This is a genomic window from uncultured Cellulomonas sp. (assembly GCF_947494015.1).
Taxonomy (GTDB): Bacteria; Actinomycetota; Actinomycetes; order Actinomycetales; family Cellulomonadaceae; genus Pengzhenrongella.
Map to the genome: position 1 here is coordinate 70,421 of NZ_CANLTL010000015.1, position 25,529 is coordinate 95,949.

At 74.6% G+C, this 25,529-nt stretch carries 21 protein-coding genes; 10 read left to right on the forward strand and 11 right to left on the reverse strand.

Going from position 1 to position 25,529, the window contains the following annotated elements; all coding sequences use genetic code 11:
* The first annotated feature begins 237 nt into the window (after positions 1 to 237).
* Positions 238 to 834, forward strand: coding sequence for a hypothetical protein (locus Q0840_RS15675; protein ID WP_298461012.1), 597 nt, complete (start codon positions 238 to 240; stop codon positions 832 to 834).
* Between the two features lie 72 nt (positions 835 to 906).
* On the opposite strand, the gene Q0840_RS15680 is transcribed toward Q0840_RS15675, so the two are convergent.
* Entirely contained in the window at positions 907 to 3,960 is a 3,054-nt protein-coding gene (locus tag Q0840_RS15680) for an AAA family ATPase (RefSeq protein ID WP_298461014.1), read from the reverse strand.
* A 163-nt stretch (positions 3,961 to 4,123) separates the two neighbouring features.
* Here Q0840_RS15680 and Q0840_RS15685 point away from each other — a divergent pair, with 163 nt between their 5' ends.
* On the forward strand, positions 4,124 to 4,894 hold the full coding sequence (locus Q0840_RS15685) for a copper homeostasis protein CutC (RefSeq protein WP_298461017.1): 771 nt from the start codon (positions 4,124 to 4,126) through the stop codon (positions 4,892 to 4,894).
* A gap of 9 nt (positions 4,895 to 4,903) precedes the next feature.
* On the opposite strand, the gene Q0840_RS15690 is transcribed toward Q0840_RS15685, so the two are convergent.
* Positions 4,904 to 6,052 (reverse strand): ROK family protein, encoded by a 1,149-nt coding sequence (locus Q0840_RS15690; protein ID WP_298461019.1) that lies wholly within the window; start codon positions 6,050 to 6,052, stop codon positions 4,904 to 4,906.
* A 157-nt stretch (positions 6,053 to 6,209) separates the two neighbouring features.
* Here Q0840_RS15690 and Q0840_RS15695 point away from each other — a divergent pair, with 157 nt between their 5' ends.
* Genes Q0840_RS15695 through Q0840_RS15730 form a run of 8 tightly spaced genes read left to right on the forward strand, consistent with a single transcriptional unit; the run spans position 6,210 to position 15,870 of the window.
* Complete coding sequence (locus tag Q0840_RS15695; protein WP_298461022.1) at positions 6,210 to 7,640, forward strand: ABC transporter substrate-binding protein; 1,431 nt, start codon at positions 6,210 to 6,212, stop codon at positions 7,638 to 7,640.
* Positions 7,637 to 8,674: a carbohydrate ABC transporter permease gene (locus Q0840_RS15700; RefSeq protein WP_298461025.1), complete on the forward strand. Its 1,038-nt coding sequence runs from the start codon at positions 7,637 to 7,639 to the stop codon at positions 8,672 to 8,674. Before Q0840_RS15695 ends, Q0840_RS15700 begins: the two co-directional genes overlap by 4 nt.
* The gene (locus tag Q0840_RS15705) at positions 8,671 to 9,537 is read left to right on the forward strand and encodes a carbohydrate ABC transporter permease (RefSeq protein WP_298461027.1); all 867 of its coding nucleotides are present in this window, start codon (positions 8,671 to 8,673) and stop codon (positions 9,535 to 9,537) included. Before Q0840_RS15700 ends, Q0840_RS15705 begins: the two co-directional genes overlap by 4 nt.
* A 13-nt stretch (positions 9,538 to 9,550) precedes the next feature.
* Positions 9,551 to 10,606 (forward strand): zinc-binding alcohol dehydrogenase, encoded by a 1,056-nt coding sequence (locus Q0840_RS15710; RefSeq protein ID WP_298461030.1) that lies wholly within the window; start codon positions 9,551 to 9,553, stop codon positions 10,604 to 10,606.
* On the forward strand, positions 10,603 to 11,733 hold the full coding sequence (locus tag Q0840_RS15715; protein ID WP_298461033.1) for a Gfo/Idh/MocA family protein: 1,131 nt from the start codon (positions 10,603 to 10,605) through the stop codon (positions 11,731 to 11,733). The genes Q0840_RS15710 and Q0840_RS15715 overlap by 4 nt, the downstream gene beginning before the upstream one ends.
* Positions 11,730 to 13,037: a glycoside hydrolase family 36 protein gene (locus Q0840_RS15720; protein WP_298461036.1), complete on the forward strand. Its 1,308-nt coding sequence runs from the start codon at positions 11,730 to 11,732 to the stop codon at positions 13,035 to 13,037. The genes Q0840_RS15715 and Q0840_RS15720 overlap by 4 nt, the downstream gene beginning before the upstream one ends.
* Positions 13,034 to 14,743 carry a sugar phosphorylase gene (locus Q0840_RS15725; RefSeq protein WP_298461037.1) on the forward strand — a complete coding sequence of 570 codons (1,710 nt, stop codon included), beginning with the start codon at positions 13,034 to 13,036 and terminating at the stop codon, positions 14,741 to 14,743. The genes Q0840_RS15720 and Q0840_RS15725 overlap by 4 nt, the downstream gene beginning before the upstream one ends.
* Complete coding sequence (locus Q0840_RS15730; protein WP_298461040.1) at positions 14,740 to 15,870, forward strand: glycerate kinase; 1,131 nt, start codon at positions 14,740 to 14,742, stop codon at positions 15,868 to 15,870. The genes Q0840_RS15725 and Q0840_RS15730 overlap by 4 nt, the downstream gene beginning before the upstream one ends.
* A gap of 33 nt (positions 15,871 to 15,903) precedes the next feature.
* On the opposite strand, the gene Q0840_RS15735 is transcribed toward Q0840_RS15730, so the two are convergent.
* From Q0840_RS15735 to Q0840_RS15775, 9 genes are all read right to left on the reverse strand, one after another.
* Positions 15,904 to 16,680, reverse strand: a complete 777-nt coding sequence (locus Q0840_RS15735) for a triose-phosphate isomerase (protein WP_298461043.1) — start codon at positions 16,678 to 16,680, stop codon at positions 15,904 to 15,906.
* On the reverse strand, positions 16,677 to 17,144 hold the full coding sequence (locus Q0840_RS15740; protein WP_298461046.1) for a ribose-5-phosphate isomerase: 468 nt from the start codon (positions 17,142 to 17,144) through the stop codon (positions 16,677 to 16,679). The genes Q0840_RS15735 and Q0840_RS15740 overlap by 4 nt, the downstream gene beginning before the upstream one ends.
* Positions 17,145 to 17,205: 61 nt before the next feature.
* Positions 17,206 to 18,918: a dihydroxyacetone kinase family protein gene (locus Q0840_RS15745; RefSeq protein ID WP_298461048.1), complete on the reverse strand. Its 1,713-nt coding sequence runs from the start codon at positions 18,916 to 18,918 to the stop codon at positions 17,206 to 17,208.
* Between the two features lie 59 nt (positions 18,919 to 18,977).
* Positions 18,978 to 19,952: a 3-hydroxyacyl-CoA dehydrogenase family protein gene (locus tag Q0840_RS15750; protein WP_298461050.1), complete on the reverse strand. Its 975-nt coding sequence runs from the start codon at positions 19,950 to 19,952 to the stop codon at positions 18,978 to 18,980.
* A gap of 172 nt (positions 19,953 to 20,124) precedes the next feature.
* A complete protein-coding gene (locus Q0840_RS15755; protein ID WP_298461052.1) occupies positions 20,125 to 21,045 on the reverse strand; it encodes a sugar phosphate isomerase/epimerase in 921 nt (306 codons plus the stop codon).
* Between the two features lie 271 nt (positions 21,046 to 21,316).
* Positions 21,317 to 22,084, reverse strand: coding sequence for an SDR family NAD(P)-dependent oxidoreductase (locus Q0840_RS15760; RefSeq protein WP_298461053.1), 768 nt, complete (start codon positions 22,082 to 22,084; stop codon positions 21,317 to 21,319).
* 28 nt (positions 22,085 to 22,112) lie between these two features.
* Positions 22,113 to 23,558, reverse strand: coding sequence for an ABC transporter substrate-binding protein (locus Q0840_RS15765; RefSeq protein WP_298461054.1), 1,446 nt, complete (start codon positions 23,556 to 23,558; stop codon positions 22,113 to 22,115).
* A 43-nt stretch (positions 23,559 to 23,601) separates the two neighbouring features.
* The gene (locus Q0840_RS15770) at positions 23,602 to 24,543 is read right to left on the reverse strand and encodes a carbohydrate ABC transporter permease (RefSeq protein WP_298461056.1); all 942 of its coding nucleotides are present in this window, start codon (positions 24,541 to 24,543) and stop codon (positions 23,602 to 23,604) included.
* Positions 24,540 to 25,514, reverse strand: a complete 975-nt coding sequence (locus Q0840_RS15775) for a carbohydrate ABC transporter permease (RefSeq protein ID WP_298461058.1) — start codon at positions 25,512 to 25,514, stop codon at positions 24,540 to 24,542. Before Q0840_RS15775 ends, Q0840_RS15770 begins: the two co-directional genes overlap by 4 nt.
* Between the last annotated feature and the right edge of the window lie 15 nt (positions 25,515 to 25,529).

Below are 25,529 nucleotides of genomic sequence, written 5' to 3' on the forward strand. Positions count from 1 at the left end.
TCGGTGCGGGGGTCCTCGCTCCGGCGGGCCGGTGAGGACGTGGTGTCCGGGACGCGATCTCGTCCCGCAGAAGAGATTCCTCCGGCGCGGGACCGCCGACATCGGGGGGATGACGTATCTGCGCGGCGCAGAAGTACGTACCTGACCGGGGTGTCGCCGGTGGCGGCGCCGAGGCCCGTGCGTACGTCGGTGGCCGAGCCCTTGTGACCGTCTCGGCGGACCTGGAAGCATGCGTCCATGGCGATGGCGGATGTGATCGTGCTGCGCTCGGCCCGGACAGGCACCGGGACCGACGCCCCGTCCGACACCCACCGGCCCGGCCGGCACGGGGACCGTCCCGGCCGCGACCGTGAGCCGGTGCATCCCAGCGCGGTCGGGGCGTCAGGGGACCCCGATCCCGCGGCGCCGGCCGCCGACGACGTGCCGTGGCCCCTGGCCTTCCTGCCCGGCCTGCTGACGGACGAGGAGGAGGCCACCGCGCCGGACGGCGTGCACCGGTACCGGGGGACGCAGGCCCTCTACCCGGACGGCTGCCGGCAGCTGGAGGTCACCGGCTCACAGACCGACCCCACGTCCGTGCGCCTCACGCTGGTCTGGCACGACGGCGTCGAGCCGCAGGCCCGCGCCGCTGCGGTGGAGGCCTGGACCGCGCAGGCCGCCGCCGGCGGCTGGCGTCCCGGCGGCGGTGACGACCTCGTGGGACCGGTCGTCGTCGAGCAGTACCAGCCGGTCGCGACGGCGGCCGACGCGGCCCAGTCGCAGGCCGTGGTGCACGACTGGTCCCGGCTCACCGACGACGGCGGCGGCTCCCGCACGTCCGGACGGCCTACCTAGACGCGCGCCGGACGCGCCCGTTCCAGCGGGCGCCCGGAGCGCACCGCACCCGTCGCGGACCGAGCGCCCACGTCAGCGGGTGGCGAGCAGCCCGGCCCGGTGCGCTGCCGCGGCCGCCTGCTGACGGCTGCCCGCGCCGACCTTCGCCAGGATGTGCGAGACGTGCACGCCCGCGGTGCGCTCGCTGATGAACAGGCTGCGGGCGATCTGCCGGTTGCTGGCGCCGTCGGCGAGCAGGTGCAGCACCTCCAGCTCCCGCGCGGTCAGGCCGAACGGCACCGGCCCGCGCTCGGGTGCGTCCGGGGTCGGTGGGGCTGCGAGCGGCAGCCGCGAGCGTCGGGCGACCGCCTGCGCCGCGGCCACCAGGGGCGCCGCACCCAGACGCTCGGCCACGGCGTGCGCCTCGGCGAGCGGCTCGCCCGCGTCCCGCCGCGCGCCGGTGGCCAGACGGTGCTCGGCGAGCCGGAGCTGGGCGTACGCCAGCCGGAACGGGCGGTCCAGCCGGCGGGCGAGCTCGGCGACGTCGGACCACGGCTGGTCGCCCGCGCCGCGGGCGCGCGCCGTCTCGGCCGTGCACAGCGCCGACCCGAGCCGCACGTCCGGCAGGTCCGCCGACGACGACGCCGCGACCGACGCCGCCAGCGCGCCCAGGCGCTGCACCCGTGCGTCGTCGGCGCCGCCCGGCAGGACGGTCGCGTCGGCCTCGACCCGCAGGCCGACCGTCAGGGTGTGCAGCAGCGACTCGGGGTCGTCGGAGTGGCCCAGCGCGTCGATCGACCGGTCGACGGCGTCGCGGGCGGCCGCGGTGCGGCCGTGCCAGGCCAGGTGGTCGGCCTCGACCCGCCACAGCGCGGCGACGAGGTCGGGCTCGGCCGACCGGTCGACCACGCCGTGCGCCGCGGCCAGGGCCTCGGTGGCGTGGTCGTCGCGGTACACCCGCACCTCGGCCTCGGTCAGCGCGATGTGCGCGGCCAGCCCGGCCGGCGGGCGCCGCTCGGTGCACCAGCCGATCCAGGTCATCGCCTCGTCCCACCGGCCCAGCAGGATCAGGGCGCTGACCGCGTTGCCGACGGCGGTGATGGCCACCGGTGGGTGCGCCTGCGTCCCCAGGGCCCCCACCGCCTGCGTGACCACCTCGACCGACTCGGCCTCGCGGCCGACGTTCTGCAGCACGTAGGCGGTGTTGGACACGGCCCGCCACAGCTCCTCGTCGCTGCCGCACGCCGCCGCGACGTCGCGGGCCTCGCGCAGGGCACGCAGTCCCTCGTCGGCGTCCCCGCGCAGCGCCGCGACGACGCCCAGGGTGTCCAGCGCGCCGGCGCGGGCCGCGTCCGCACCGCTGGCCAGTGCCACGGTGAGCGCCTCCTGGGCACGGGCGCCGGCGTCGTCGAACCGGCCGAAGATCATCAGCGACGCCGCGTGGCTGGCCATCACGCGGGCCCGGGTGGGGGAGTCGTCGGTCAGCGCCACCGACTCCAGCGCCCTCAGGTACGCCGCGTTGACGCCGTCGCCGTCCCCGGTCTCCCGCCGGAACCACGCCAGCCGCTCCCAGCAGCACGCCTCGGTCTCGGGCGACATCGGCGCCCGCAGGGTGTCCTCGAGCAGCGCGATCCCCGCATCGACGTCCCCGCCGAGCCGCAGCGCCTCGGCGAGCTCGAGCCGGATGTCGGCCGCGGCGGCCATCGACTCCGACAGCGGCGGCTCGAGCCGGTCCCGGTGGCCGAGCGCCCGGCGCAGCAGGGCGACCGCCTCGAGGAAGGCCCGGACCTGGATCGCGGCGCGACCTGCGGCGAGGCAGGTGCGCAGTGCCGCGGCCTCGTGGCCGGACCTGCTCCAGTGGTCGGCGATCTCTGCGAGCCGTTGTGCGCCGGTCGAGCCGGAGGTCTGCTCGAGCTCGCGGGCGACGTGCGCGTGCAGCCGGCGGGCCAGCCACGGCGGGATCGCGCGGTAGACCACCTCGCGGTCCAGGCCGTGCCGCAGCGCGTAGCCCGACGACGTGTGCACCAGCAGCCCGCACTGCACCGCCTCGGCGAGGCTCCGCTCGGGCGGGTCCAGCGGCGCCGGGGGCTCCGCGTCGCGCGCGGGCTCGGGCGCACCCGGGTCCAGCGGAACGTCGTCGGGCGAGGCGTCAGGCGGCACCGCGCCGGACGGGACCGCGTCGGCCGGGACCGCGCCGGACGACACCCCCTCGGACGGCAGCGACCGGGTGAGCCGGTCGAGCAGCTCGGGCTCGACGGGGCGCCCGATCGTGGCCGCCACCCGCAGGACGTGCAGCGCACCCGGGGACAGGCCCGCGAGGCGAGCCACCACGGCGCTGGTGTACGAGCGCGGCAGCTCGTCGTCGCCGCCGTGGTGCTGGGCGAGCTCGGCGGCGGCGAGCGCGTTGCCCTCGGCCCGCCGGACGACGGCGGCGACGTCCCGCTCGGTCGTGCCCGGGCCGCGCACCCGGTGCACGAGCGCGGCGACGTCGTCGTCGGGCAGGCGGTCCGGCCGCAGCCAGCAGACCGCGGGTGCGCGGTGCAGCTCGGCGACGGCGCGGTCGAGGTGCTCGTGCCGGGTCGCGGCGGCGTCGCGCAGTGCGGCGACCAGCGCGACCGGCTCGGTCGTCACGGCCCGGGCCAGGAACACGAGCAGCGCGAGGCTCGACGGGTCGGCCCACTGCAGGTCGTCGACCACCAGCACGACCGGCCGCCAGGCGGCCACGGCCTCGAGCACGTCGAGCATCTCGGTGAAGCGGCGCAGCACCTGGTCCTCGCCGGCGCTGGTGTCCGCCTCCGGCCGACCGTCGGCGGGCGGGCACGGGCGCACCCAGGCGCGGGCCGCCGCGAGCACCTCCGGTGGCGCGTCCGTGCCCCGCAGCCGGCGCAGCGCCTCGACGAACGGCGCGAACGGCACGCTCGGGTAGTGCGGGCCGGGACGCTCGACGCAGCCCCCGTGCAGCACCACCCGGTCGTCGGCCGTGGACCCGGTGAGCTCCAGCGCGTGCTGGACCAGGCGCGTCTTGCCCGTGCCCGGCGCCCCCTGGACGACGACGGTCCGGCCACGTCCGGCGGCGGCCAGACCCAGCTCGCCGACCAGGGTCGCCAGCTCGGCGGTCCTCCCCACGAAGACGTCGGTCACGTCCATGGCCTGCTGCCCCCTCCCGCGTGGCCACCGCGTCACCGTCACCGTCGGAGTCGGCGGCGGCCGGTGCTGGGAGTCTCCCGGAAGGGCGCGGTCAGCGGAAGGCGCGCGGGGTCGCGCGCCGAGACCGGCCGTGGGGGACGCCTCGGCCGTTACGGTCGGCGTCATGCCGACCACCGACCGCGCCGACCGCTCCGGGGCCCGCGTGCCGTCCGGTGGGCGGCCGGTGGCCGTGGAGATCGCCGTGCAGGACGCCGCCGGCGCCCGGGTCGCGCTCGCGGCGGGAGCCGACCGCGTCGAGCTGTGCACCGCGCTGGGCCTGACCGGAGGCCTGACGCCCACCACGGCCCGGGTCGCGCAGGTCGTCGCCGTCGGCCTGCCGGTGCACGTGCTGGTCCGGCCGCGGCCGGGCGGATTCGTGCACGACGACGAGGAGCGTCGGCTGGTCATCGCCGAGGTGCGGGACGCGCTCGCGGCGGGTGCGAGCGGCGTCGTCGTCGGGGCGCTGACGCCTGGACGGAGGGTCGACGTCCCGCTCGTGGCACAGGTGGTCGCCGCCGCGGTCGGTGCCGACGTGACCTTCCACCGGGCGTTCGACGTGGTGGACGACCGGGCCCGTGCGCTGGACGCGCTGGCGGACCTCGGCGTCGTCCGGGTGCTCACCTCCGGTGGTGCGCCGGCAGCGGGTGACGCGGTCCCCGAGCTGCGGGCCCTGGTGACGCACGCCGCCGGCCGGGTGCAGGTAATGGCCGGCGGGGGCGTGCACGCCGCCGTCGCCCCCGACCTGGTCGACGCCGTGCACCTGTCCGGGCGCGCGGTCGTGCCGGACCGCGGGCCGGTCGGCCCCGGTGGGGGACTGGACGCGGGCCTGGAGGTGACCGACGAGCGGCTGGTGCAGGCGGCGGTGGCACAGGTCCGCGCGAGCACACGCAGCTGACGGGACGCCCTAGCCCCCGAGCAGCGCGTTGACCGCCGCAGCGGAGTACTCGCGCTCGACCACCATCGCCGCCAGCCCGGCCACCGCGGCGTCCTCGCCGAGGCCGGCCAGGTGCACGGTGAGGTGCCGCGTCGCGCGCGGCAGAGAGCGCGGGTAGAGCGTCTCGCGGACGCCGGCCAGCAGCGGGGTCGACGCCAGGGCGCCGCCGATGACGACCTCGCCCGGGTTCAGCAGGCACACGACCGTGGCCATGACCTCCCCGATCACGCGACCGGCGGCCTGGGTGAGGCGGGCGGCGTCGGCGTCACCCTGCGCGAGCAGCGCGCCGACGTCGGAGCCGGACGCGGCGGGCTTGCCGAGCGCGGTCAGCGCCCGGGCCACGGCCCGCCCGGAGGCGACGGCGGCCAGGCAGCCGTGCGCGCCGCACTGGCACACCGCGTCCTCGTGGCCGGCGAGCCGGACGTGCCCGATGTCGCCGGAGCCGCCGTCGACCCCGCGGTACACGCGGCCGCCGATGACGATGCCCGTCCCGATCCCGGTCGACACCTTGACCAGGCACAGGGACCGCGAACCGGGGTAGCCGGCGCGCTGCTCGCCGAGCGCCGCGGCGTCGGCGTCGTTGGCCACGAGGACCGGCGCCCCGAGGGCGTCGTGCAGGTGGTCCGGCACCGGGTAGGCGTCCCAGCCCGGCATGATCGGCGGTTGGCTCGGCCGGCCGGTCTCCGGGTCCACCGGTCCGGGAATGCTGATGCCCATCCCGCCGAGGTCCGTCGGGGCGATCCCCGCGCGGTCCAGCAGGCCGGCGGCGGTGGTGGTGATCGCCTCCAGGGTGCGGGCCGGGCCGTCGGCCACGGCGAGGTCGAGCCGGGCACGGTGCTCGACCCGGCCGGTCAGGTCGGTGACGGCGACCGTGGTGTGCGTGGTCTCGACGGTCGCGGCCACCACCCGCGCGTGGCCCGTGTTGAACTCCAATCGGCGCGGCCGGCGTCCGCCGGTCACCCGGTCGGTCCCGTTCTCGACCACCAGGCCGGCGGCCAGGAGCGCGTCGATGCGTCCGGCCACCGTCATCCGGGACAGGCCGGTGACGTCCAGCACGTCCCCCCGCGTCACGGCCCGGCCGGTGCGGATGAGCTCAAGCACGTCGCCCGGTCCGGGCATCGGCGCACCTCCCTGTGCTGAGTCGTCCCTGTGCGGAGTCGTGACCCGACCGTGATTGACCGCTAGCCACCTTATGCCTAGCGTCTGTACATATCGACGGAGACGACGACGTCCGGCGATCTGTCCGCAGCACCACCCCAGCGCGAGGAGGCGCACGGTGAAGATACGTGGCACGGCAGCGAGGACGACCCGGGCGGCGAGCACGAGGGCCGTCGCGGTGACGGCGGTGGCGGCGCTCGCGCTGACCGCCTGCAGCGGCGACCCGGAGGCCGACGGCGGCGACGGAGGTGAGGGCGGCGGCGGGCTCACCGTCTGGGTCCAGGAGGACCTGCCGGACCGGGTCGCCGCCACCCAGGCGATCGTCGACGACTTCACGGAGGCCACCGGCACGGAGGTCGAGCTGGTCTCGGTCGGCGAGGACCAGTTCGCCCAGCTCATCACCTCGGCGGCCGCGGCGGGGGACCTGCCGGACGTCATCGGCGGCGTCTCGCTGCCGCAGGTGCGCACCCTGTCGGCCAACGAGCTGCTCGACACCGACGCCGTCGGGCAGCTCCTCGAGACGCTCGACCCGTCGACGTTCTCCGACAAGGCCGTCGAGCTGACCCAGGACGGCGACGCCCAGCTCGCGATCCCGAGCGAGTCCTGGACGCAGATGCTCTACTACCGCACCGACCTCTTCGAGGCCGCGGGCCTGGAGGCGCCGACGTCCTACGACGCGATCCTCGCGGCGGCGCAGGCCCTGGACGGCGAGGGCATGGCCGGCTTCGTCGGCGCCACCGCGCCCGGTGACGCGTTCACCGAGCAGACCTTCGAGCACATCGCCCTCGGCAACGACTGCCAGCTCGTGGACGACGACGGCGAGGTGCAGCTCGACTCCCCGCAGTGCGTCGCGGCCCTCGACTTCTACGGCGACCTGGTGACGCAGTACTCCGTGCCGGGCGCGCAGGACGTGGACACCACCCGCGCCGCCTACTTCGCCGGTCAGGCGGCCATGTTCGTGTGGTCGACGTTCGTGCTCGACGAGATGGCCGGGCTGCGCGAGGACGCGCTGCCCACCTGTCCCGAGTGCGCCGCCGACCCCGCGTACCTGGCGAAGAACACCGGCGTGGTGACCGCGATCGAGGGACCCGACGGCGCGGCTCCCGCCCAGTTCGGCGAGATCACCTCCTGGACCATCACGGCCGGCGCCGACACCGAGGCCGCGCAGAGCTTCGTCGAGTACATGCTGACCGACGGCTACGAGCCGTGGATCGCGATCGCGCCCGAGGGCAAGGTCCCGGTCCGCACCGGCACCCCCGAGGAGCCGACCCTGTACTCCGACCTGTGGGCGGAGCTGCCAGTCGGGGTGGACACCAAGGCGCCGCTGTCGGACTTCTACTCCCCGGAGGTGCTGGATGCCGTCGCGACCGGGCCGGAGGACCTCGCGCGGTGGGGCATCACCCAGGGTCAGGGTGACCTGCTCGGTGCGACCCAGGGCGAGCACCCCGTCGCCGAGGCGGTGAGCGAGGTGGCCAACGGCACCGATCCGGAGCAGGCCGCGCAGGCCGCCGCCGAGGCGGTGCGAGCCATCGCGGAGTCCCTGCAGTGACCCAGCTCGCCGGGGGGTCGGGCGTCACCGGCCCGGCCCCCCGCGCCCCCGAGCCGGGCGGTCCGGGCGGGCGCGGCACGTCGCGCGGCGGCCGCCGGCGACGGTCGGCCCGCTCCCGGGAGGAGTCCCGCGCCGGGCTGCTGCTCATCTCGCCGACCGCCGTCATCGTCACGGTGGTCGTGGTGCTGCCGATCCTGTGGACGGTGTCGCTCGCGTTCCAGAGCGTGCGGCTGCTCAACATCCGCACCACCGGCGTCTTCGGGCAGTACACCCTGGAGAACTTCACCGACGTGCTCACGTCGCCGGGGTTCCTCCAGGCGCTGCTCACCACGGTGCTGTACTCGGTGTTCGGGACGGCTCTGGCCATCAGCATCGGGCTGTGCGCGGCGCTCGCCCTGCGCCGGCCGTTCCGCGGGCGGGGCGCCGTCCGCGCGGCGATGCTGCTCCCGTACGTCGCCCCGGTGGTCGCCGCGACGTTCGTGTGGTCGACGATGCTCAACCCGCAGTTCGGGTTCGTCAACCACATCGGCACCACCTACCTCGGGTGGGACGACCCCATCGCGTTCCTGTCGGCCCGGTCCACGCCCATGTCGCTGCTGGGCTGGGAGATCGAGGTCCCCACCGCGCTGGTGACGGTCATCCTGTTCGAGGCGTGGCGGTCCTTCCCGTTCGCGTTCCTGTTCCTGACCGCCCGGCTGCAGGCCGTCCCCGAGACGCTCGACGAGGCGGCCCGCGTGGACGGCGCCACCCCGAGCCAGCGCTTCGGCTACATCCTGTGGCCCCAGCTCGTGCCGACCATCGCCGTGCTGTCGGTGCTGCGCTTCATCTGGACCTTCAACAACTTCGACGACATCTACCTGCTCACCGGCGGCGGGGCCGGCACCGAGGTCGTCTCCGTGCGGGTGTTCGACTACCTCACGGCCCGCGGTGACATCGGCGCCGCGGCCGCCCAGGCGCTCGTGCTCGCCGCGATCCTCGCCGTGCTCGTCGGGGTCTACCTCAGGCGCTTCGGACGGACGGGGGACCAGCCATGAGCCGCGACACCCTGGAGAACCGGCTGCTGGCCGTGCTGCGGCCGGTCGTGATCGGGGTGCTGCTGATCGCCGCGGTGTTCCCCTTCTACTACATGGTCGTGCTCAGCTTCCGGCCGCTGAACGCGCTGCTGCAGGACCCGGGCAAGCTGTGGGTGTCCGTCGGCGAGGTCGACGTGGGCACCTACACCGACGTGCTGACCTCGGTCGCCGGTGGGGGCCAGGGCTTCATGACCTTCATCCGCAACTCCCTCGTCGTCGCGCTGGCGACGGTGGTCCTGTCGCTGCTGGTCGCGATCCCGGGTGCCTACGCCGTCAGCCGGCTGCAGTTCTTCGGCCGCCGGCAGATCTCCGGGCTGTTCCTGGCGGTCTACTTCTTCCCGAGCATCCTGCTCGCCGTCCCGCTGTTCGTGTTCTTCACCCGGATCGGGCTGCGGGGCTCGCTGGTCGGGCTGCTCGTGGTGTACGTCGCGCAGGTCGCCGCCGTGTCGATCTACATGCTGCGCAACTACTTCGACACGATCCCGGCCTCGCTGGAGGAGGCCGCGGCGATCGACGGCTGCACCCGCCTCCAGGCGATGCGCAAGGTGGCCCTGCCGCTGGCGATGCCGGCGATCGTCTCCAACGGCCTGTTCATCTTCATGATCGCCTGGAACGAGTTCCTGTTCGCGCTGCTCTTCCTGGTCGAGCGGCGGGACCGGTGGACCGTCTCGCTGGGCCTGTCCCAGCTGTCCGGCAGCATCGAGGTCCCGACCACGGTGCTGATGGCCGGCTCGGTCATCCTCACGCTGCCGATCATCGTGCTCTTCTTCGCCTCGGAGCGGCTGCTGGTCGGTGGCCTCACCGCGGGAGCAGAGAAGGGCTGAGGAGGACGCCGTCGTGCCCCAGATCGTGCAGTTCCCCGGCCCGCTGCAGGTCGACCTCGTCGAGGTCGCCGCCATGCCGCTGACCCCCGGCACCGTGCGGGTCGCCACCTGGTACTCGGGCATCTCGGCCGGCACCGAGCTGACCGCGTACCGCGGGACCAACCCGTACCTGACCTCCACCTGGGACGCCGGGCGACGGCTGTTCGTCCCCGGCGAGCCGTCGTTCGGCTACCCCGTGCAGGGCTGGGGCTACTCCGAGGTGGGACAGGTCGTCGAGGTGGCCGACGACGTCGACACCCCGCGGGTCGGGGACGTGGTGCACGGCCTCTGGGGCCACCGCAGCGACGTCGTCCTGCCGGCGACCGCGGTGGCCTGGCGGGTCCTGCCGCCGGACGTCGACCCCGTGCTCGGCACGTTCGCGCGGGTCGGGTCGGTCGCGCTGAACGCCGTCCTGGCCGCCGACGTGCGGCTCGGTGAGCAGGTCGCGGTCTTCGGGCAGGGGGTCATCGGGCTGCTCGCGACCCGGTTCGCGACCCTGTCCGGCGCCCGGGTGCTCGCCGTGGACGCCCAGCCCGCACGGCTCGCCGTCGGGCGCGCCTTCGGCGCCGTCGAGGTCGTGGACGCCGCCGTCCCGGGCGGGGCCGGCGCGGCGGTGCGCGCGCTGACCGGCGGCGGTGCGGACAGCGCGATCGAGCTGTCCGGGTCCGACCGGGCGCTGCACGAGGCGGTCCGCTCGGTCGTCGTCGAGGGCACCGTCGCGGCCGCCGGCTTCTACCAGGGCGGGGCCGAGCACCTGCGGCTCGGCGAGGAGTTCCACCACAACCGGGTCCGGGTCGTCGCGAGCCAGATCTCCGGCGTGCCGGTCGGGCTCGGCGGCCGCTGGGACCAGCCGCGCCTGGTGCGGACCGTCATCGGGCAGCTCACCCGCGGCGCCGTCGACGCCGCGGCGCTCGTCACCCAGGTCCCGGTCGAGGACGTCGCGTCGGCCTTCGACCGGCTCGACCGCGGCGACCCCGGCGTGCTGCAGGTCGTGCTGCGCTTCGACGCCGCACCGGGACGTGCCCGGTGAGCGTCCCCGACCACCGGCCCGACCACGTACCCGACCACCGGCCCCGGCTGCCGGACCACCGCCCCGGCGTCGGGCTGATTGGTGCGGGGGCCATCGCCCGGTCCGCGCACCTGCCCGCCTACGCGGCGTGGGGGGTGCCGGTCGTCGCGGTCGCGTCCCGCCGCCCGGCGGACGCCCGCGCGCTCGCCGGGCGCTTCGGCGTCCCGGTCGTGCACGACGACGTCGCCGCCCTGCTCGCCGACCCCCGCGTCGAGCTGGTCGACCTGGCCACCGGGCCGGCCGGGCGCCTGGACCTGGTCGAGGCCGCGGTCGGCGCCGGCAAGCACGTGCTGGCGCAGAAGCCCCTGCTGGTCGACCCCACCGAGCTGCCCCGCCTGTCCCGGGTGCTCGACGACGCCGCCCGGCGCGGGGTCCGGGTGGCGGTCAACCAGAACGGCCGGTGGGCACCGGCCTGGCGGCTGGCGACCCTGCTCGCGCGCGACGGCGCCATCGGCGACGTCGTCGGGGTGACCCACCTGCACGACAAGCCGCTGCCGCCGCTGGCGGGCACGCCGTTCGACGACGTCCCGCACATGCTGCTCACCGACTACCTCGTGCACTGGCTCGACATCACCCGCTGCTGGCTGGAAGGGGCCCGGGTCACCACCGTGAGCGCGCACGACTCGCGCGTGCCCGGCCAGCCGGACGACGCCCGCAACCCCTGGCAGGCCACCGTGCACGTCGGGTGCGACACCGGGGCCACCGCCGTGATCCGCGTCGTCGGCGACGCGGCCACCCGCTCCGGCGGGTGCCCGTTCTGGGTGCACGGCACCCGCGGCACCCTGCGCGGCAGCGTGCTGCTCGGGTCCGACGCGCTCGAGCTCGACCGGGGCGCGACCCGGACCCGCTACGCCCTGGACGGGCAGTGGTTCACCGACGGGTTCGCCGGGGCGATGGGCGAGCTCATGTCGGCGGTCGCCGAGGACCGCGAGCCGGAGCACTCCGCCGCGCACGTGGTGGCGACCGTCCGGCTCGCGCTGGCCGCACGCGACTCCGCGGAGTCCGGCGGCGCCCCGGTCCACCCCGACCGCCTCGTGCTCACCCGACCCGGCGAGCCGGCGTCGCGGATCGCGGGGACGGTGGCATGACCGTCGTCGAGGAGATCCCGGTCGGACCGGACGCCCGCGTGTACGCCGAGGGCTGGCAGAGCTGGAGCCCGACCACCTGGTCCGCAGCCGGCGACGCCGCCCACCGTCCGGAGCACGCCTGGCAGCACCTCATGCGGTTCCGGCCCGGGGTCGACGTGGCCGCCGACGCCGTGCAGGGCGAGGGGCTGCTCGTCGTCGACCCGGGCGACGGCCGGCCGGTGCGCACCCTCGGCGCCCTGGACGCCACGACCACCGTGCCGACGCTGCGCGCCACCTGGCGCGACGGGCACGTCGTCGTCACCCGGCACCGCACGGACGCCGGCGGCGGCACGGACGCCGACGGCACGGTGACCACCTGGACCGACCCGACGCCGGGGGCGGCGCTCGCGGCCTTCGGCGACCGGCTCGGCGCCGCCGCCGGGGCCCGCCGGTCGGACGCGGCGCCGCGCGTGTGGTGCACCTGGTACCGCTACTTCGAGGACGTCACCGCGGCCGACGTGCTGGAGAACCTGCGCGCGCTGGACGCCCAGGACCTTCCGGTCGACGTCGTCCAGGTGGACGACGGCTGGAGCCTGGGCACGGGGGAGTGGACGCGGCCCCGCCCCGGCTTCGGCTCCCTGCCCGACGTGGTCGCCGCGATCCGCGACACGGGCCGGCGCGCGGGCATCTGGCTGGCGCCGTTCGTCGTCGGCGTCGGCTCCGACGTCGCCCGGACGCACCCGGACTGGCTCGTCGGGCCGGCCGGGCACAACTGGGGGCAGGACCTCGCGGGGCTCGACCTGACCCACCCCGGCGTGCGCGGCTACCTCACCGACGTGCTGGCCGGCCTGCGGGGGCTCGGCATCGACTACGCGAAGCTCGACTTCCTCTACGCGGGCGCCGTCCCCGGGCGTCGGCACGACGACGTCACCCCCGTCGCCGCGTACCGCTCGGGCCTGGCGCTGGTCCGCGAGGTGCTCGGCGAGGACGCCTACCTGCTGGGCTGCGGGGCGCCGATCCTGCCCAGCGTCGGCCTCGTGGACGCCATGCGGGTGTCCCCGGACACGTTCCACGAGGGCGGCGAGGACGGGTCCCAGGGCCTGCGCGGGCGGATGTCCCTGACGGCGCGCGCATGGCAGCACGGCCGGCTGTGGACCACGGACCCGGACTGCCTGGTGGCGCGGCCGTCGTTCGCGCTGCGCCGCGAGTGGGCCGAGGTGGTGCTGGCCGCACCCGGGCTGCGCAGCTTCTCCGACCGGGTGGCCGAGCTCGACGACTGGGGACGCGCGTGCGTCCGCCGACTGCTGACGGAGGTGGTGTCGTGAACCGTCACGCCCTGGCCGAGCGGCTCGCGCCGCTCGTCGCCGGCCTGTACGCCGAGCGGGCCGAGGAGGTGCTGACCGGGCTGCTGGACCTCGCCGACCGGTGGGCGCCGCGGCTGACCGGGTCCGCCCGGCGGCCGGACGAGTCCACGAGCTACCTCATCACCTACGGCGACGCGTTCCGCCGTCCCGGCGAGGCGCCCCTGCACACGCTCGCGGACGTCCTGCGCACCCACGTGCGTGACGCCGTCACCGACGTCCACCTGCTGCCCCTCTACCCGTGGACCTCCGACGACGGCTTCGGCGTCGTCGACCACCGCAAGGTCAACCCGGACCTGGGGACCTGGGACGACGTCGCCGACCTGCGGGCCGACCACGCCGTCATGCTGGACTTCGTCGCCAACCACGTGTCGTCCGCGAGCCCGTGGTTCACCGGCTGGCTCGCCGGCGACCCCGACCGGGCCGGGTACTTCGTCGACCCGGGTCCCGAGTGGGACACGAGCCGCGTGGTGCGGCCCCGGACCACGCCGCTCGTGCACCCCTACCCGCGGCCGGACGGCACGGTCGCTCACGCCTGGACCACCTTCGGCCCCGACCAGGTCGACGTCGACGTGCGCACGCCCGCCGTCCTGGTCGACCTCACCGACGTGCTGCTCGGGTACGTCGCACGCGGGGCCACGACCGTCCGCCTGGACGCGATCGGCTTCCTGTGGAAGCGGTCCGGCACGACGTGCCTGCACCTGCCCGAGACCCACGACGTCATCCGCGTGTGGCGGGCGCTGGTCGACGAGCTGTGCCCCGGGACGCTGCTGCTGACCGAGACCAACGTGCCGCACGCCGACAACGTCACCTACTTCGGCGACGGCTCCGACGAGGCGCACATGGTGTACCAGTTCGCCCTGCCGCCGCTGGTGCTGCACGCGTTCGTCACCGGCCGCGCCACCGCGCTGACCGGCTGGGCAGCGGGCATCGCACCGGTGAGCCGGACCGCCACCTGGTTCAACTTCCTGGCCAGCCACGACGGCATCGGGGTGCGCCCGACGCAGGGTCTGCTCACCGACGACGACCGGGCGCTGCTCGTCGAGCGGACCCTGGCCCGCGGCGGGCGGGTGTCGATGGCACGCCTTCCGGACGGGTCGGAGCAGGTGTACGAGCTCAACACGAACTACCTCGACGCCCTCGTCGAACCCGGCGACGCCGACCCGGACGCGTCCGCGGTCACGCGCGGGCTGGCCGCGCACGTCATCCTGCTGTCCATGGTCGGCGTCCCCGCGATCTACTACCACTCGCTGCTCGGCTCCGGGCAGGACCGTGCCGGCCTGGCGGCCAGCGACATCCCCCGGCGGATCAACCGCGAGGTGCTGGACGCCGACCGGCTCGCCGCCGAGCTCACCGACGCGCCTGTCGGTGGAGCCGGCGGCGGCTCCCCGCGCCGTCGCGGCATGCTCGAGGGCCTGCGTCACCTGCTGGCGGTCCGCCGCACGCTGCCCGGCTTCTCCCCGTTCGCCGCCCAGGACGCCGAGCGGCACGACGAGCGGGTCGTCGTCCTGCGCCGGGCGGCCGGCACCCCCGACGAGGTGGTGGCCGTGGTCAACGTCAGCGCCGAGCCGGTGACCCTCGACCGGCTGGCCGGCACGGACGTCCTGACCGGGCAGCGGCACGACGCCGTCCACCTGGGCCCGCACGGGTACGCGTGGCTGGTGCCGTGACCCGGGTCCTGGTCGCGCTGGACTCCTTCAAGGGCAGCCTGGACAGCGCCGGGGCGGGGGCGGCGGTGCGCGCCGGCGTCCTGGCCGCCGACCCGGCCGCGGACGTGCGCGTGGTGCAGGTCGCCGACGGCGGCGAGGGGACGATCGCCGCGGTGCAGGCCGGGCGCGGTGGGACCCGCGTCCCCGTGGACACCACCGACGCGCTCGGCCGGCCGCGCCGGGCCGACCTGCTGCGTCTGGACGACGGGACGTGCGTGCTCGAGGCGGCGGCCACCCTCGGGCTGCCGCTGGTGGGCCCGGTCGACGCCACCGTCCCACCCCGGGCGTCGTCGTGGGGGCTGGGGCTGCAGCTGCGGCGCGCCGTCGAGGCGGGCGCGCCCCGGGTGCTGGTCGGGCTGGGCGGCACCGCGACGACCGACGGCGGGACCGGCCTGCTCGCCGCGCTCGGCGTGCGGCTGTCCCCGCCGGCCGGCCCCGGCCGCAACCCGCTGTGGGACCTGGAGTCGGTCGACGCCGCGACCCTGCCGGACCTCAGCGGGGTGGAGCTGGTCGCGCTCACCGACGTCACCAACCCGCTGCTCGGCCCCACCGGCGCCGCCGCCGTGTTCGGGCCGCAGAAGGGCGCCACGCCCGTCCAGGTCGCCCACCTCGACGAGCGGCTCGCGGGGTGGGCCGCCGCGCTGCGGGCGGCCACCGGCCGCGAGGTGGACGACCCCGGCGCGGGCGCGGCCGGCGGGCTGGGCGCCGCGGTGCTCGCGCTGGGCGGCCGGATCGAGCCGGGGTTCGCGGCGGTCGCACGCGAGTCCGGGCTCGACGCCGCCCTCGCCGGCGGGGTCGACCTGGTGATCACCGGGGAGGGCGGTCTGGACGCGCAGACCGCGCACGGCAAGGCCCCGGCCGGGGTCGCGCGACGCGGCCGGGCGGCCGGCGCCGTCGTGGTCGCGCTGGCCGGGCGGGTCGACCACCCGCTCGGGCCGACCGGTGACCTGTTCGACGCGGTGCTGCCGATCCATGCCCGTCCGATGCCGCTGGCCGAGGCGCTCGACCCGGACGTCACGGCCGCCGGGCTGCGGCGGACGGCGACTCAGGTCGTGCGGCTGTACCGGGCCGCGGCAGGGCGGCGCTGAGCGGTGGCGGACCCGGCGGTACGCCGGACCGGGTCACCCCATCGGGGAGAGGTCGACCGGCTGCTCCGTGTCCTGCGCGACGGCGTCCAGGATCGCGACGTAGCCGTCGACGTCCCAGGCCGCGCGCCCGATGAAGAGCCCGCTGATGCCGGGGACCGACATGAGCTCGAGCGCGTTCGCGCGGCTCACCGAGCCGCCGTAGAGCACTCCGGCGACCCGGTCGCCCCACCGGTCGACCACGGCCGCGACGACGCCCGCGATGTCGCCGGGCTCGGCCGGCCTACCGTGCTCGCCGATCGCCCACACCGGCTCGTAGGCGATCAGCACCGTGCTCAGGTCGGCCACGCCGGTCAGGGCCGCGTCGACCTGCGCCAGGACGTGCTGCGTCGAGCCGCCCGCGAGCCTGACCTCGTCCGGCTCGCCGACGCACACCAGTGGCACCAGGCCGTGCCGCAGGGTCGCCCCGACCTTGCGGCGGACCACCTCGTCGGTGTCGCCGAAGTGCTCGCGCCGCTCGGAGTGCCCGATCTCGACGAGCCGGGCACCGGCGTCGGCGACCTGCGGGACCGACACCTCACCCGTCCACGCCCCGGCGTCCTGCCAGTGCGCGTTCTGCGCGCCGATGAGCACGCCCGACGACCCCGGCAGCGCGTCGCGCACCGTGGTCAGCGCGGTCGCCGGCGGGATGACGAACGGCTGGACCCCGGGCCAGCGACCGGGGCGCGCGGCCGTCGCCAGGGCGTCGGCGTAGCCGCGAGCCTCGGCGAGCGTCTTGGTCATCTTCCAGCTGGTGCCGACCCAGGCGGTCACTCGGTGGCCCGCTCCTCGTAGGCGGTGATGGCGGCGACCTTGTCCGCGGACTTCGACGTGTCGTCGAACTCGTAGGACAGCCACTCCCGGGCGAGCTTGCGGGCGAGCTCGAGGCCGACCACGCGCTGGCCCATGGTCAGCACCTGGGCGTTGTTGGACAGCACCGACCGCTCGACCGAGTAGGAGTCGTGCGCGGTGACGGCGCGGATGCCGGGCACCTTGTTGGCGGCGATCGCGACCCCGAGGCCGGTGCCGCACACGAGCAGCGCCCGGTCGGCGTCCCCGGCGGCGACCCGGCGGGCGGCGTCGACGGCGACGTGGGGGTAGTCGGTGTCGGCGTCCCCGCCCTGGACGCCCACGTCGATCACCTCGACGACGCGGTCGTCCGCCTGCAGGTCCTTCTTCAGCGCTTCCTTGTACTCGAACCCGGCGCTGTCCGAGCCGACGACGATGCGGAACGTCATGGTGCGTCTCCTGTCTGGGGGTGTGCGGACCGGGGGCCCGCGTCGTGGTGGGGTGCGGTGGTCACACGACGCACGCCATGAGCAGCGCGAAGGACACCGCACCGGGGTCGGGGTGGCCGACGCTGTGGTCGCCGTGCGTCTTGGCGCGGCCGAGACGAGCGGTCAGGTCGGCGGTGCCGTCGGCGGCAGCGCGGGCGGCGTCGGCGGCCTCCCGCCAGGCGTCGCGCAGTCCGCGGCCGTCGGCGTGGGCCGCGGTGAGCGTCTCGAGGAACGGCACCAGCGCGTCGACGAGCGTCTTGTCGCCGGGCCGGGCGCCGCCGAGCCGCTGGACGGCGTCGCCCGCGGCCTGCGCGGCGGCCAGCACCCGCTGCTCGTCGGGTGCCGCCGCGTCGTCGAGCTCACCTCCCGCGGCGGTCAGTGCGGCGCCCCACAGCGCCCCGGAGGTGCCGCCGGCCGCCTCCGACCACGCCGCACCGGCCCGCACGAGCAGGGTGCGCAGGCCGGCGCCCGCCTCGGCGACGGACTCGGCCTCCCGCAGGGCACCGGTGGTTCCCAGGACCATCCCCTGACCGTGGTCGCCGTCACCGGCGACCGCGTCGAGCTCACCGAGGCGGCGCTCGTGCTCGGCCGCGGCACCCGCGCAGGCACGCAGCGCCTCCACCACCGCGCGTGCGGCGGCCTGGCTCTGCGGGCTGCCGGGCTCGACGACGCCGTCCGCCTCGCCGGCGTCCGCCTCGGTGACCTCGCGGTGCGCACGCTGCCCGAGGGCGCCGCCACGACGCAGCGCGGGGGTGTCGACCGGGGCGGTCCAGAACCGCTCGAGGTCCTCGTCGAGGAACATGAGCGTGAGCGACACCCCGGCCATGTCCAGGCTGGTGACGTGCTCGCCGACCTCGGGTGCCACCGGGGTGAGCCCGGCCTGGGCGAGCCGCTCGGCCACCCGGCGGTACACGACGAACAGCTCCTCGTACTTCGTGGCCCCGAGGCCGTTGAGCAGGACGGCGACGCGGCCGTCGTACCCGTCCACCCCGCGATCGGGCTGCTCGGCCAGGACGCCGTCGACCAGCTGGTCGGCGACGTCGTCGGCGCTGCCGAGCGGCACCTCGGACAGGCCCGGCTCGCCGTGGATGCCCAACCCGATCGCCATGGCGCCGTCCGGCACGGTGAACAGCGGGGCGTCGGCGCCGGGCAGCGTGCAGCCGTCGAACGCGACGCCGAGCGAGCGGGTGCGGTCGTTGGCGTGACGGGTGACGGCCTCGACGGCGTCGAGGTCCAGGCCAGCCTCGGCGGCGGCGCCGGCGACCTTGAAGACCAGCAGGTCCCCGGCGATGCCGCGTCGCTCCAGCGGGCGGTCGGCCGGGCCCGAGGCGATGTCGTCGGTGACGGTCACGATGCGCACGTCGACGCCCTCGGCGCGCAGCCGCTCGGCGGCCTGCCCGAAGTGCAGGACGTCCCCGGCGTAGTTGCCGAACCCGAGCAGCACCCCGCCGCCGTTGTGCGAGGCGCTCACGACCGAGTACACCTGCGACGCGGCGGGGGAGGAGAACACGTTCCCGCAGGTCACGCCGTGGGCCATGCCGGGGCCGACCCAGCCGGCGAAGGCCGGGTAGTGGCCCGACCCACCGCCGAGGACGACCGCCACCTGGCCCTGCGGCGACTCGGTGGAGCGCACCACGCCGCCGTGCACCATCGCGACGTGCTCGGGGTGCGCGGCGGCGAAGCCGGCCACGGCCTCGACCGGGAACTGCCTGGGGTCGTTGAACAGGTGCGTCATGTCAGCCCTTCGGCGTTGAGGGGTGGAGGTCGTGCGCTCGTCCGTCCGGGCGCGGCGGGTCAGGACCGGGCCGGCGGCAGCGGGGCCGGCCCGAGCTCGGCCAGCAGGCGCGCCATCCGGCTGTACGCCTCGCTGCGGTAGGCGACCACGGCCTGCACCTCGTCGGGCGAGTAGTCGCGGGTCAGCCCCGCGCCGTTCTTCGTGCCGTGGCGACCGGCCGCCACGGCGTCGACCAGCAGCTGGGGCGGGGACAGCCGCGAGCCGAAGGCCTCCTCGAACGTCTGGAAGCCGAGTGCGTAGACGTCCAGCCCGGCCATGTCGGCGATGGCGAACGGGCCGAAGAAGGGCAGCCGGAAGCCGAACGTGGACCGGACGATGGTGTCGACGTCGTCGGCGGTGGCGACCCCCTCCTCGACGATCGACATGGCCTCCTTGAGCAGCACGTACTGCAGCCGGTTCAGGACGAACCCGGGGACGTCGGCGACCAGGGCGCTCGAGCGACCGGCTCGGGCCAGCATGTCCGTGACCGCGGGCAGCACGGCGCGGTCGGTCCGCTCACCCACGACGAGCTCGACCCCGGGGATGAACGGTGCGGGGTTGCTCCAGTGCACCGTCAGGAACCGCTCGGGCCCGGTGACCGCGGTCTCGAGCACGCTGACCGGGATGGTGGAGGTGTTGCTGCCGATGATGGCGTCGGGCCGGGCCGCGGCCGACACCCGCCGCAGCACGTCGTGCTTGACGTCGGGGGACTCGATCACCGCCTCCTCGATGAAGTCGACCCCCGCGACGGCCTCCTCGATGCTGTCCGCCGCGCGCAGGTTGCTGCGAACCCGGTCGGAGCTGCCGGGCTCGAACAGGCCCTGCTGCTCGAACTGCTCCGCCTCACCCAGGATGCGAGCGAGCTGGGCGGCGGTGGTCTCGGCCGACGCGTCGGCGATGACGACGTCGAAGCCGGACTGCGCCAGGGACTGGGCGATGCCGCCGCCCATGTAGCCGGCACCGACCACGGCGACCGTCTGGATGCTCTCGATCATCGGATGGATCTCCTTGCGGAAGCTCGGGAGTGCGGGACGTGCAGGATCGCGCCGGATGTCGCGGGTCTCGTCGCACCGGGGCCGCCACGTGCGTCCCGCGGTGCTCCGCGAGCGCCGACCACGACGCTAGCCCCCCTCGGACGCGCGGTGCACCCGGTCGCGCCGGGGCCCGTCACCGCAGCGCCGAGGTGAGGACCTGCCGGATGTAGTCGCGGTTCTCCGCGCAGACGCCGATGGAGTCGCTGCCGTAGTGCTCGCAGCAGAACGGGCCCGTGTAGCCGAGCTCCAGGGCGCGTCGGATGACCGTCCGGTAGTTGATGACGCCGAGCCGCAGGGGCATCGGGGCGCTGGCGTAGGAGCCGGTCGCCGGGTCCTCGTCGCGCAGGTAGTTCTTGATGTGCCAGAAGTTCGAGTAGGGCAGGACCTTCTCGAACATCTCCATGAACGGCGGCATGGGGCGGTGCAGCCGGACGAGGTTGCCCAGGTCCGGGTTCAGCCCGACCGCCGGGTGGGCCACGTCCTGGATGAAGGACACGGCGTCGTCGGGCGTGCCGATGTAGGTGTCCTCGTACATCTCGAGGCTGAGCTGGATGCCGTTGCGCTGCGCGTGGTCGCCGAGCTCGCGGATGCGCTCGATCGCCAGGGGTCGCAGCGCGGGGTCGTCCCGGTGGCCGTCGACCAGCCAGAACCACAGCGCCGCCTGCTGCTCCGGGGTGGTGGCCTGCATGAACCCCGTGTTGACGATCGTCGCGCCGAACTGCGGTGCCAGGTCGATGAGGCGGTGCCCGTCCCGGAGGTTGCGCTCCCCGTGCTCGACGTCGACCACGCTGTTGCGGGTCATCGAGATGGAGGAGATCGCCAGTCCCTCGTCGGAGAGGACCTGGGTGAACTCGGCGACCCGCGCCTCGCTCAGCGCGGCGAGCGGGACCCAGGCGTCGGTCGGGTCGATGTGGTCGAAGCCGAGCTCCTTGACCTGGCGGAGCTGCGCGGCCCAGACCGAGGCAGGCGCGTCCTTGATGTGCCCGCCGCCCGGTGCCACGTTGCCGAACGACAGCATGTTGCAGGCGATCGGCCATTCCTGTGCAGTGAACATCGGTGTTCGCTCCTGGTGCGTGCGTCGACCTGCACCGGTGGTCAGGTCGTTCGGTCGTGGGTGGCCGCGGGCGGGTCCGCAGCGGCTCGCTCGGTCGTGTCGTCGCCGGCGGTCGCACCGGGCGCGGCCCGGCCACCCGGGACGGACCACGAAGGACCGACCGACCGTATCCCGTCGGGGCGGGTCGACGGCGTCCGAGGACGCCCCGGCCGGGCCGTCGCACCGGGGCGGGACCGCCGACCGCCGACGGTCCCGCCCCGGTGCGCCGGCGTCAGTGCATGTACAGCCCGCCGTCGACGTTGAGCGTCTGCCCGCTGATGTAGCCGGCCTCCGGCCCCACGAGGAAGGCGATGGCCGCAGCGATGTCCTGCGTGGTGCCCACCCGGTTGACCACCAGGTCGGCCACCAGCTCGGACTTGCGCTCGTCCGTCAGGGCGCCGCCCATGATGTCGGTGTCGATCGGGCCGGGCGCGATCGCGTTGACCGTGATGCCGTGCGGACCGAGCTCGCGGGCGAGCGACCGGGTCAGCCCGATCACCCCGGCCTTGGCGACCGAGTACGGCGTCTTGCTGTAGGTGCCGCCGCCGCGCTGCGCCGAGACCGACGAGACGGAGACCACCCGGCCGACCCCCACGCCCACCATCGAGTCGACGACGGCGCGGGTGACGTGGTGCACGCCGTGCAGGTTGATCCGCAGCACGCGGTCCCACTCGGCGTCGTCGAGCTCGAGGTACGGCGTGGGGGAGCTGACCCCGGCCACGTTGGCCAGGGCCACGACGGGGGGCAGCGCCGAGCCGACCTCCGCGACGGCCGCCCGGACGGCGGCGCCGTCGCCGACGTCGACCCCTGCGCCTGCCGCCTGGATGCCGTACGTCTGCACGAGCTCCTCGGCCAGCTCCTTCACCGCAGGGGCGTCGATGTCCAGCACGCCCACCGACCAGCCCTCTCGGGCCAGCCGGTGAGCGGTCGCACGGCCGATGCCGCGCTGGGATCCCGCGCCGGTGATGATCGCCGATCGCTCGGGGGGAAAGCTGTCCATCGGGTCCTTCTTTCGATCAGGGGGTCGATCAGTAGGTGTAGTCCTCGCCGCGCTCCCAGTCCGGGAAGGCCCAGTCGTCCCGCGAGACGTCGGCCCCCTCGGCCTGGGCCCGCTCGATCGCCTGGGTCAGGTCCGCCTCGTACCTGTCGTTGAGGGCCTGGAGCTCGCCCCGCAGGTCGGTGATGTCCCCGCCGAGGTAGCCCTGGACGATGTCGCCCAGCCCGGGGGAGATGGGCGTGGTGTAGGCCAGCGCCTTGGTGACGTCCACGTTGCGGACCACCGGCTGCGGTGCGCGGAACACCCGCTTCTGGAAGTCGTCGACGATCCAGGCGTACGGCTCGATGACGTCGGCGTCCTCGACCACCCCGAGGTTGATCGGCGGCTGGTCCATGGCCTCGGCCAGGTTCACCTGGTACTCGTCGCGGGTGAACGACGCCAGCAGCTCGCTGGCCGCCTCCGGGCAGTCGGTGTTCCCGGCGATGAACCACGTCGGGTCCGGCGCGCCGCGGGTGATGACCGCCTCGTCACCGTCCGGCGTGAGCATGCCCGCCGTGGCCATCCGCGGCAGGTGGTCGGCGTTGAGGTTGCGCACCCCACCCGGTGACCACGGGCCGTCGATGAAGAAGCCGACGTTGCCGGCGGCCCACCGGCCGCGGGCGTCGGGGATCTGGAACGAGTTGGTGCCGGGCAGCAGCCAGCCGTTGTCGGAGATCGTCTTGAGCAGCTCGATCGCCTCGATGTACGACTCGTGGTCGTAGTTGTACTCGCCGGTGTCGAAGCGCAGTCCCTCGTAGCCGGGGAACCCGCCGGCCTGGGCGAGGTCGTCGACCTGCTCCTGCATGCGCCCGGCGAAGCCGAGAGCCAGGGTCATCGGGGCGTACTCGCCGTGCTCGTCGATCGCCTGCAGGGCGGTGAGGAGGTCGTCGTAGCTGCGCGGGGCCTCGAACCCGACCTCCTCGGCGATCTCGGAGTTGTACCAGGTGGCGGCCCAGTACTGCCGGTCGGACAGCACCGGCAGGCCGTAGATGTCGCCGTCCAGCATGGTGATGCCCTCGACGAACGTGCCCTCGGGCAGCCGGTCGACGGCCTCCTCGGGCAGGTCGATGGGATGGAGCCACCCCGCCTCGATCAGCGCCGGCAGGGGGAGCCCGAGGATGTTGGAGTACACGTCGGGCAGCTGGTCGGACTGGTTCGCCAGCTGCAGCCCCTCCACGGCGCGGGCGGGCTCGTTGTACGTGTACTCGATCGGCACGCCGATCTCCTCGGACAGCTGCGCGGCCCACTCCTGGTGCATGTCCTGGAGCCCGCCGAAGTGGTCCCACCAGGTGATGCCGGCGCAGTCGGAGCCACCGGCGGCGGTGGCCCCCTCCTCGGCGACGGGCTCCACGTCCCCACCGGAGCACGCGACGAGGGCGGCGGCGACCGTGCCGGCGCCGATGGACTGCCATACGACGCGACGCGAGAATCTGGTCATTGCACTCTCTCCTCCTCGAGATCGAGCTGACGGGCACGTGCGGTCAGGACTTGACCGCACCGGCGATGCCCTCGACGAAGTACTTCTGCATGAAGATGAACAGGATCACGACGGGCAGGATCGAGATGACCCCCGCCGCCGCCATGCCGGGCCAGTCGGTCGAGTTCTCGCCCACGAAGGCCTGCATGCCGACGCTGACCGTGCGCAGGTCGGGGTTGCTGAACGAGAAGACCAGGGGCAGGAAGAACGCATTCCACGTCGCCAGGAAGGTCAGGATCGCGACGGTGGCGGTGACCGGCATGGACAGCGGCAGCATGATGGTGAAGAACGTCCGGAAGAATCCCGCCCCGTCGACCGTCGCGGCTTCCTCCAATTCGGCCGGCATGCCGCGGAAGTAACCGGCGTAGATGAGGATCGCGGCGACGTTCGAGATGCCGGACAGCGCCAGGATCATCCCCATGAGGGAGTTCAGCAGCCCGAGCTCGAGGGACACCTTGACGATCGGGATGATGGTGTACCCGGTCGGGACGAACAGGGTCGCCACGAAGATCCCGATGATCAGGCGCGAGCCCGGGAACCGGTAGCGGCCGATGACGTACCCCGCGAGCGCGCACCTGACCACCACGATCACCACCGTCGCGAGGGTCACGATGACGGTGTTGAGCAGGTACCGGGCGAACCGTCCGTCGACCCAGGCGCGGGAGTAGTTCTCCCACTGCAGCGACTCGGGGACGAGCCCCAGCCCGCCCGCGAAGACCTCACCGGACGTCTTCAGCGAGGCCGACACCATCCAGATGAACGGGAAGACCCAGACGAACGCGAGGACGGCGAGCACCAGCGCGACCACCCACCAGCCGGTCCGCCGGCTGCGCGTGCGCTGCCCACCCGGCTGCGCGTTCGGGTGCTTGCGCCGCAGTCCGCCCCGTTGTCCGCCCCGCTGTCCGCTCGGCTGTCCGCTGGGCCGGCCCTCGGTGATGGCGCTCATCGCTGCCCCTTCTGCATCGCGCGGGACTTCACGGTCGCCCAGGCCTGCAGGGCCACGACGGCCAGCACCAGGACCCCGAACAGCACCGCGGCCGCCGAGGCGAAGCCCAGCTGCGGGATCGATGCCGCGAACGCCCACCGGTAGATGTAGATCTCGATGATCTCGGTGCTGAAGAAGGGCCCGCCTGCGGTCATCGCATACATCAGGTCGAACGCCCGGAAGCAGTCCTCGATGGTCAGCACCGAGATGATCAGCAGGAACGGCAGCAGCATCGGCAGCGTGATGTACCGGAAGACGCCCACGGCGTTGGCGCCGTCGATGCGGGCCGCCTCGAACAGGTCGCGCGGGATGGTCTGCAGCGCCGCCAGCCAGTAGATCATCGTGATCCCGAAGAACTTCCAGACGTAGACGACGGCGGCGGTGGCCAGCGCGGTGCCGGAGTCACCGAGCAGGTCGATCGGCGCCAGGCCGAGCAGTCGCACCACGGCGGCGAAGGGGCCGCTGCCGGGGTCGAGGATGAAGCGCATGACCACACCCACGATCGCGGTGGTGGTGACCACCGGGATGAAGTACGCGGTGCGGAAGAACGTCGCGAACGGCAACCTCGGCGAGTTCAGCAGGATCGCCAGGAAGAAGGCCCCGAAGACCCGCAGCGGCGCGACGATCAGCATGAACACCAAGGTGATCCGTACCGAGGACCAGAACATGGGGTCCGCGAACACGGCCTCGTAGTTGCTGATGCCCACGAACCGCTGCTGCGAGCTGAACCCGTTCCACTCGACCAGCGAGTACCAGTAGCTGGCGAGGATGGGGTAGATCGTGTACAGCCCGTACAGCACGAACGTGGGCATGAGGAAGGCGTAGATCCAGAGGTTGCGCCGCCGCTGCCGTGAACGGCGGTCGGCACTCACCGGTGCGGTGCGCCCGGGCGCGTCGGCGCCGGGCGTCCTCGTCCGGGTCTGACTCGTCATCGAGGTCACTCCCGT

Bases quoted from the DNA above. Each gene is read 5' to 3' on its own strand.
- Q0840_RS15755 (WP_298461052.1), bottom strand. From the start codon at position 21,045: ATGTTCACTGCACAGGAATGGCCGATCGCCTGCAACATGCTGTCGTTC.
- Q0840_RS15720 (WP_298461036.1), top strand. From the start codon at position 11,730: ATGACCGTCGTCGAGGAGATCCCGGTCGGACCGGACGCCCGCGTGTAC.
- Q0840_RS15690 (WP_298461019.1), bottom strand. From the start codon at position 6,052: ATGCCCGGACCGGGCGACGTGCTTGAGCTCATCCGCACCGGCCGGGCC.
- Q0840_RS15675 (WP_298461012.1), top strand. From the start codon at position 238: ATGGCGATGGCGGATGTGATCGTGCTGCGCTCGGCCCGGACAGGCACC.
- Q0840_RS15750 (WP_298461050.1), bottom strand. From the start codon at position 19,952: ATGATCGAGAGCATCCAGACGGTCGCCGTGGTCGGTGCCGGCTACATG.
- Q0840_RS15705 (WP_298461027.1), top strand. From the start codon at position 8,671: ATGAGCCGCGACACCCTGGAGAACCGGCTGCTGGCCGTGCTGCGGCCG.
- Q0840_RS15760 (WP_298461053.1), bottom strand. From the start codon at position 22,084: ATGGACAGCTTTCCCCCCGAGCGATCGGCGATCATCACCGGCGCGGGA.
- Q0840_RS15740 (WP_298461046.1), bottom strand. From the start codon at position 17,144: ATGACGTTCCGCATCGTCGTCGGCTCGGACAGCGCCGGGTTCGAGTAC.
- Q0840_RS15775 (WP_298461058.1), bottom strand. From the start codon at position 25,514: ATGACGAGTCAGACCCGGACGAGGACGCCCGGCGCCGACGCGCCCGGG.
- Q0840_RS15745 (WP_298461048.1), bottom strand. From the start codon at position 18,918: ATGACGCACCTGTTCAACGACCCCAGGCAGTTCCCGGTCGAGGCCGTG.
- Q0840_RS15680 (WP_298461014.1), bottom strand. From the start codon at position 3,960: ATGGACGTGACCGACGTCTTCGTGGGGAGGACCGCCGAGCTGGCGACC.
- Q0840_RS15770 (WP_298461056.1), bottom strand. From the start codon at position 24,543: ATGAGCGCCATCACCGAGGGCCGGCCCAGCGGACAGCCGAGCGGACAG.
- Q0840_RS15685 (WP_298461017.1), top strand. From the start codon at position 4,124: ATGCCGACCACCGACCGCGCCGACCGCTCCGGGGCCCGCGTGCCGTCC.
- Q0840_RS15765 (WP_298461054.1), bottom strand. From the start codon at position 23,558: ATGACCAGATTCTCGCGTCGCGTCGTATGGCAGTCCATCGGCGCCGGC.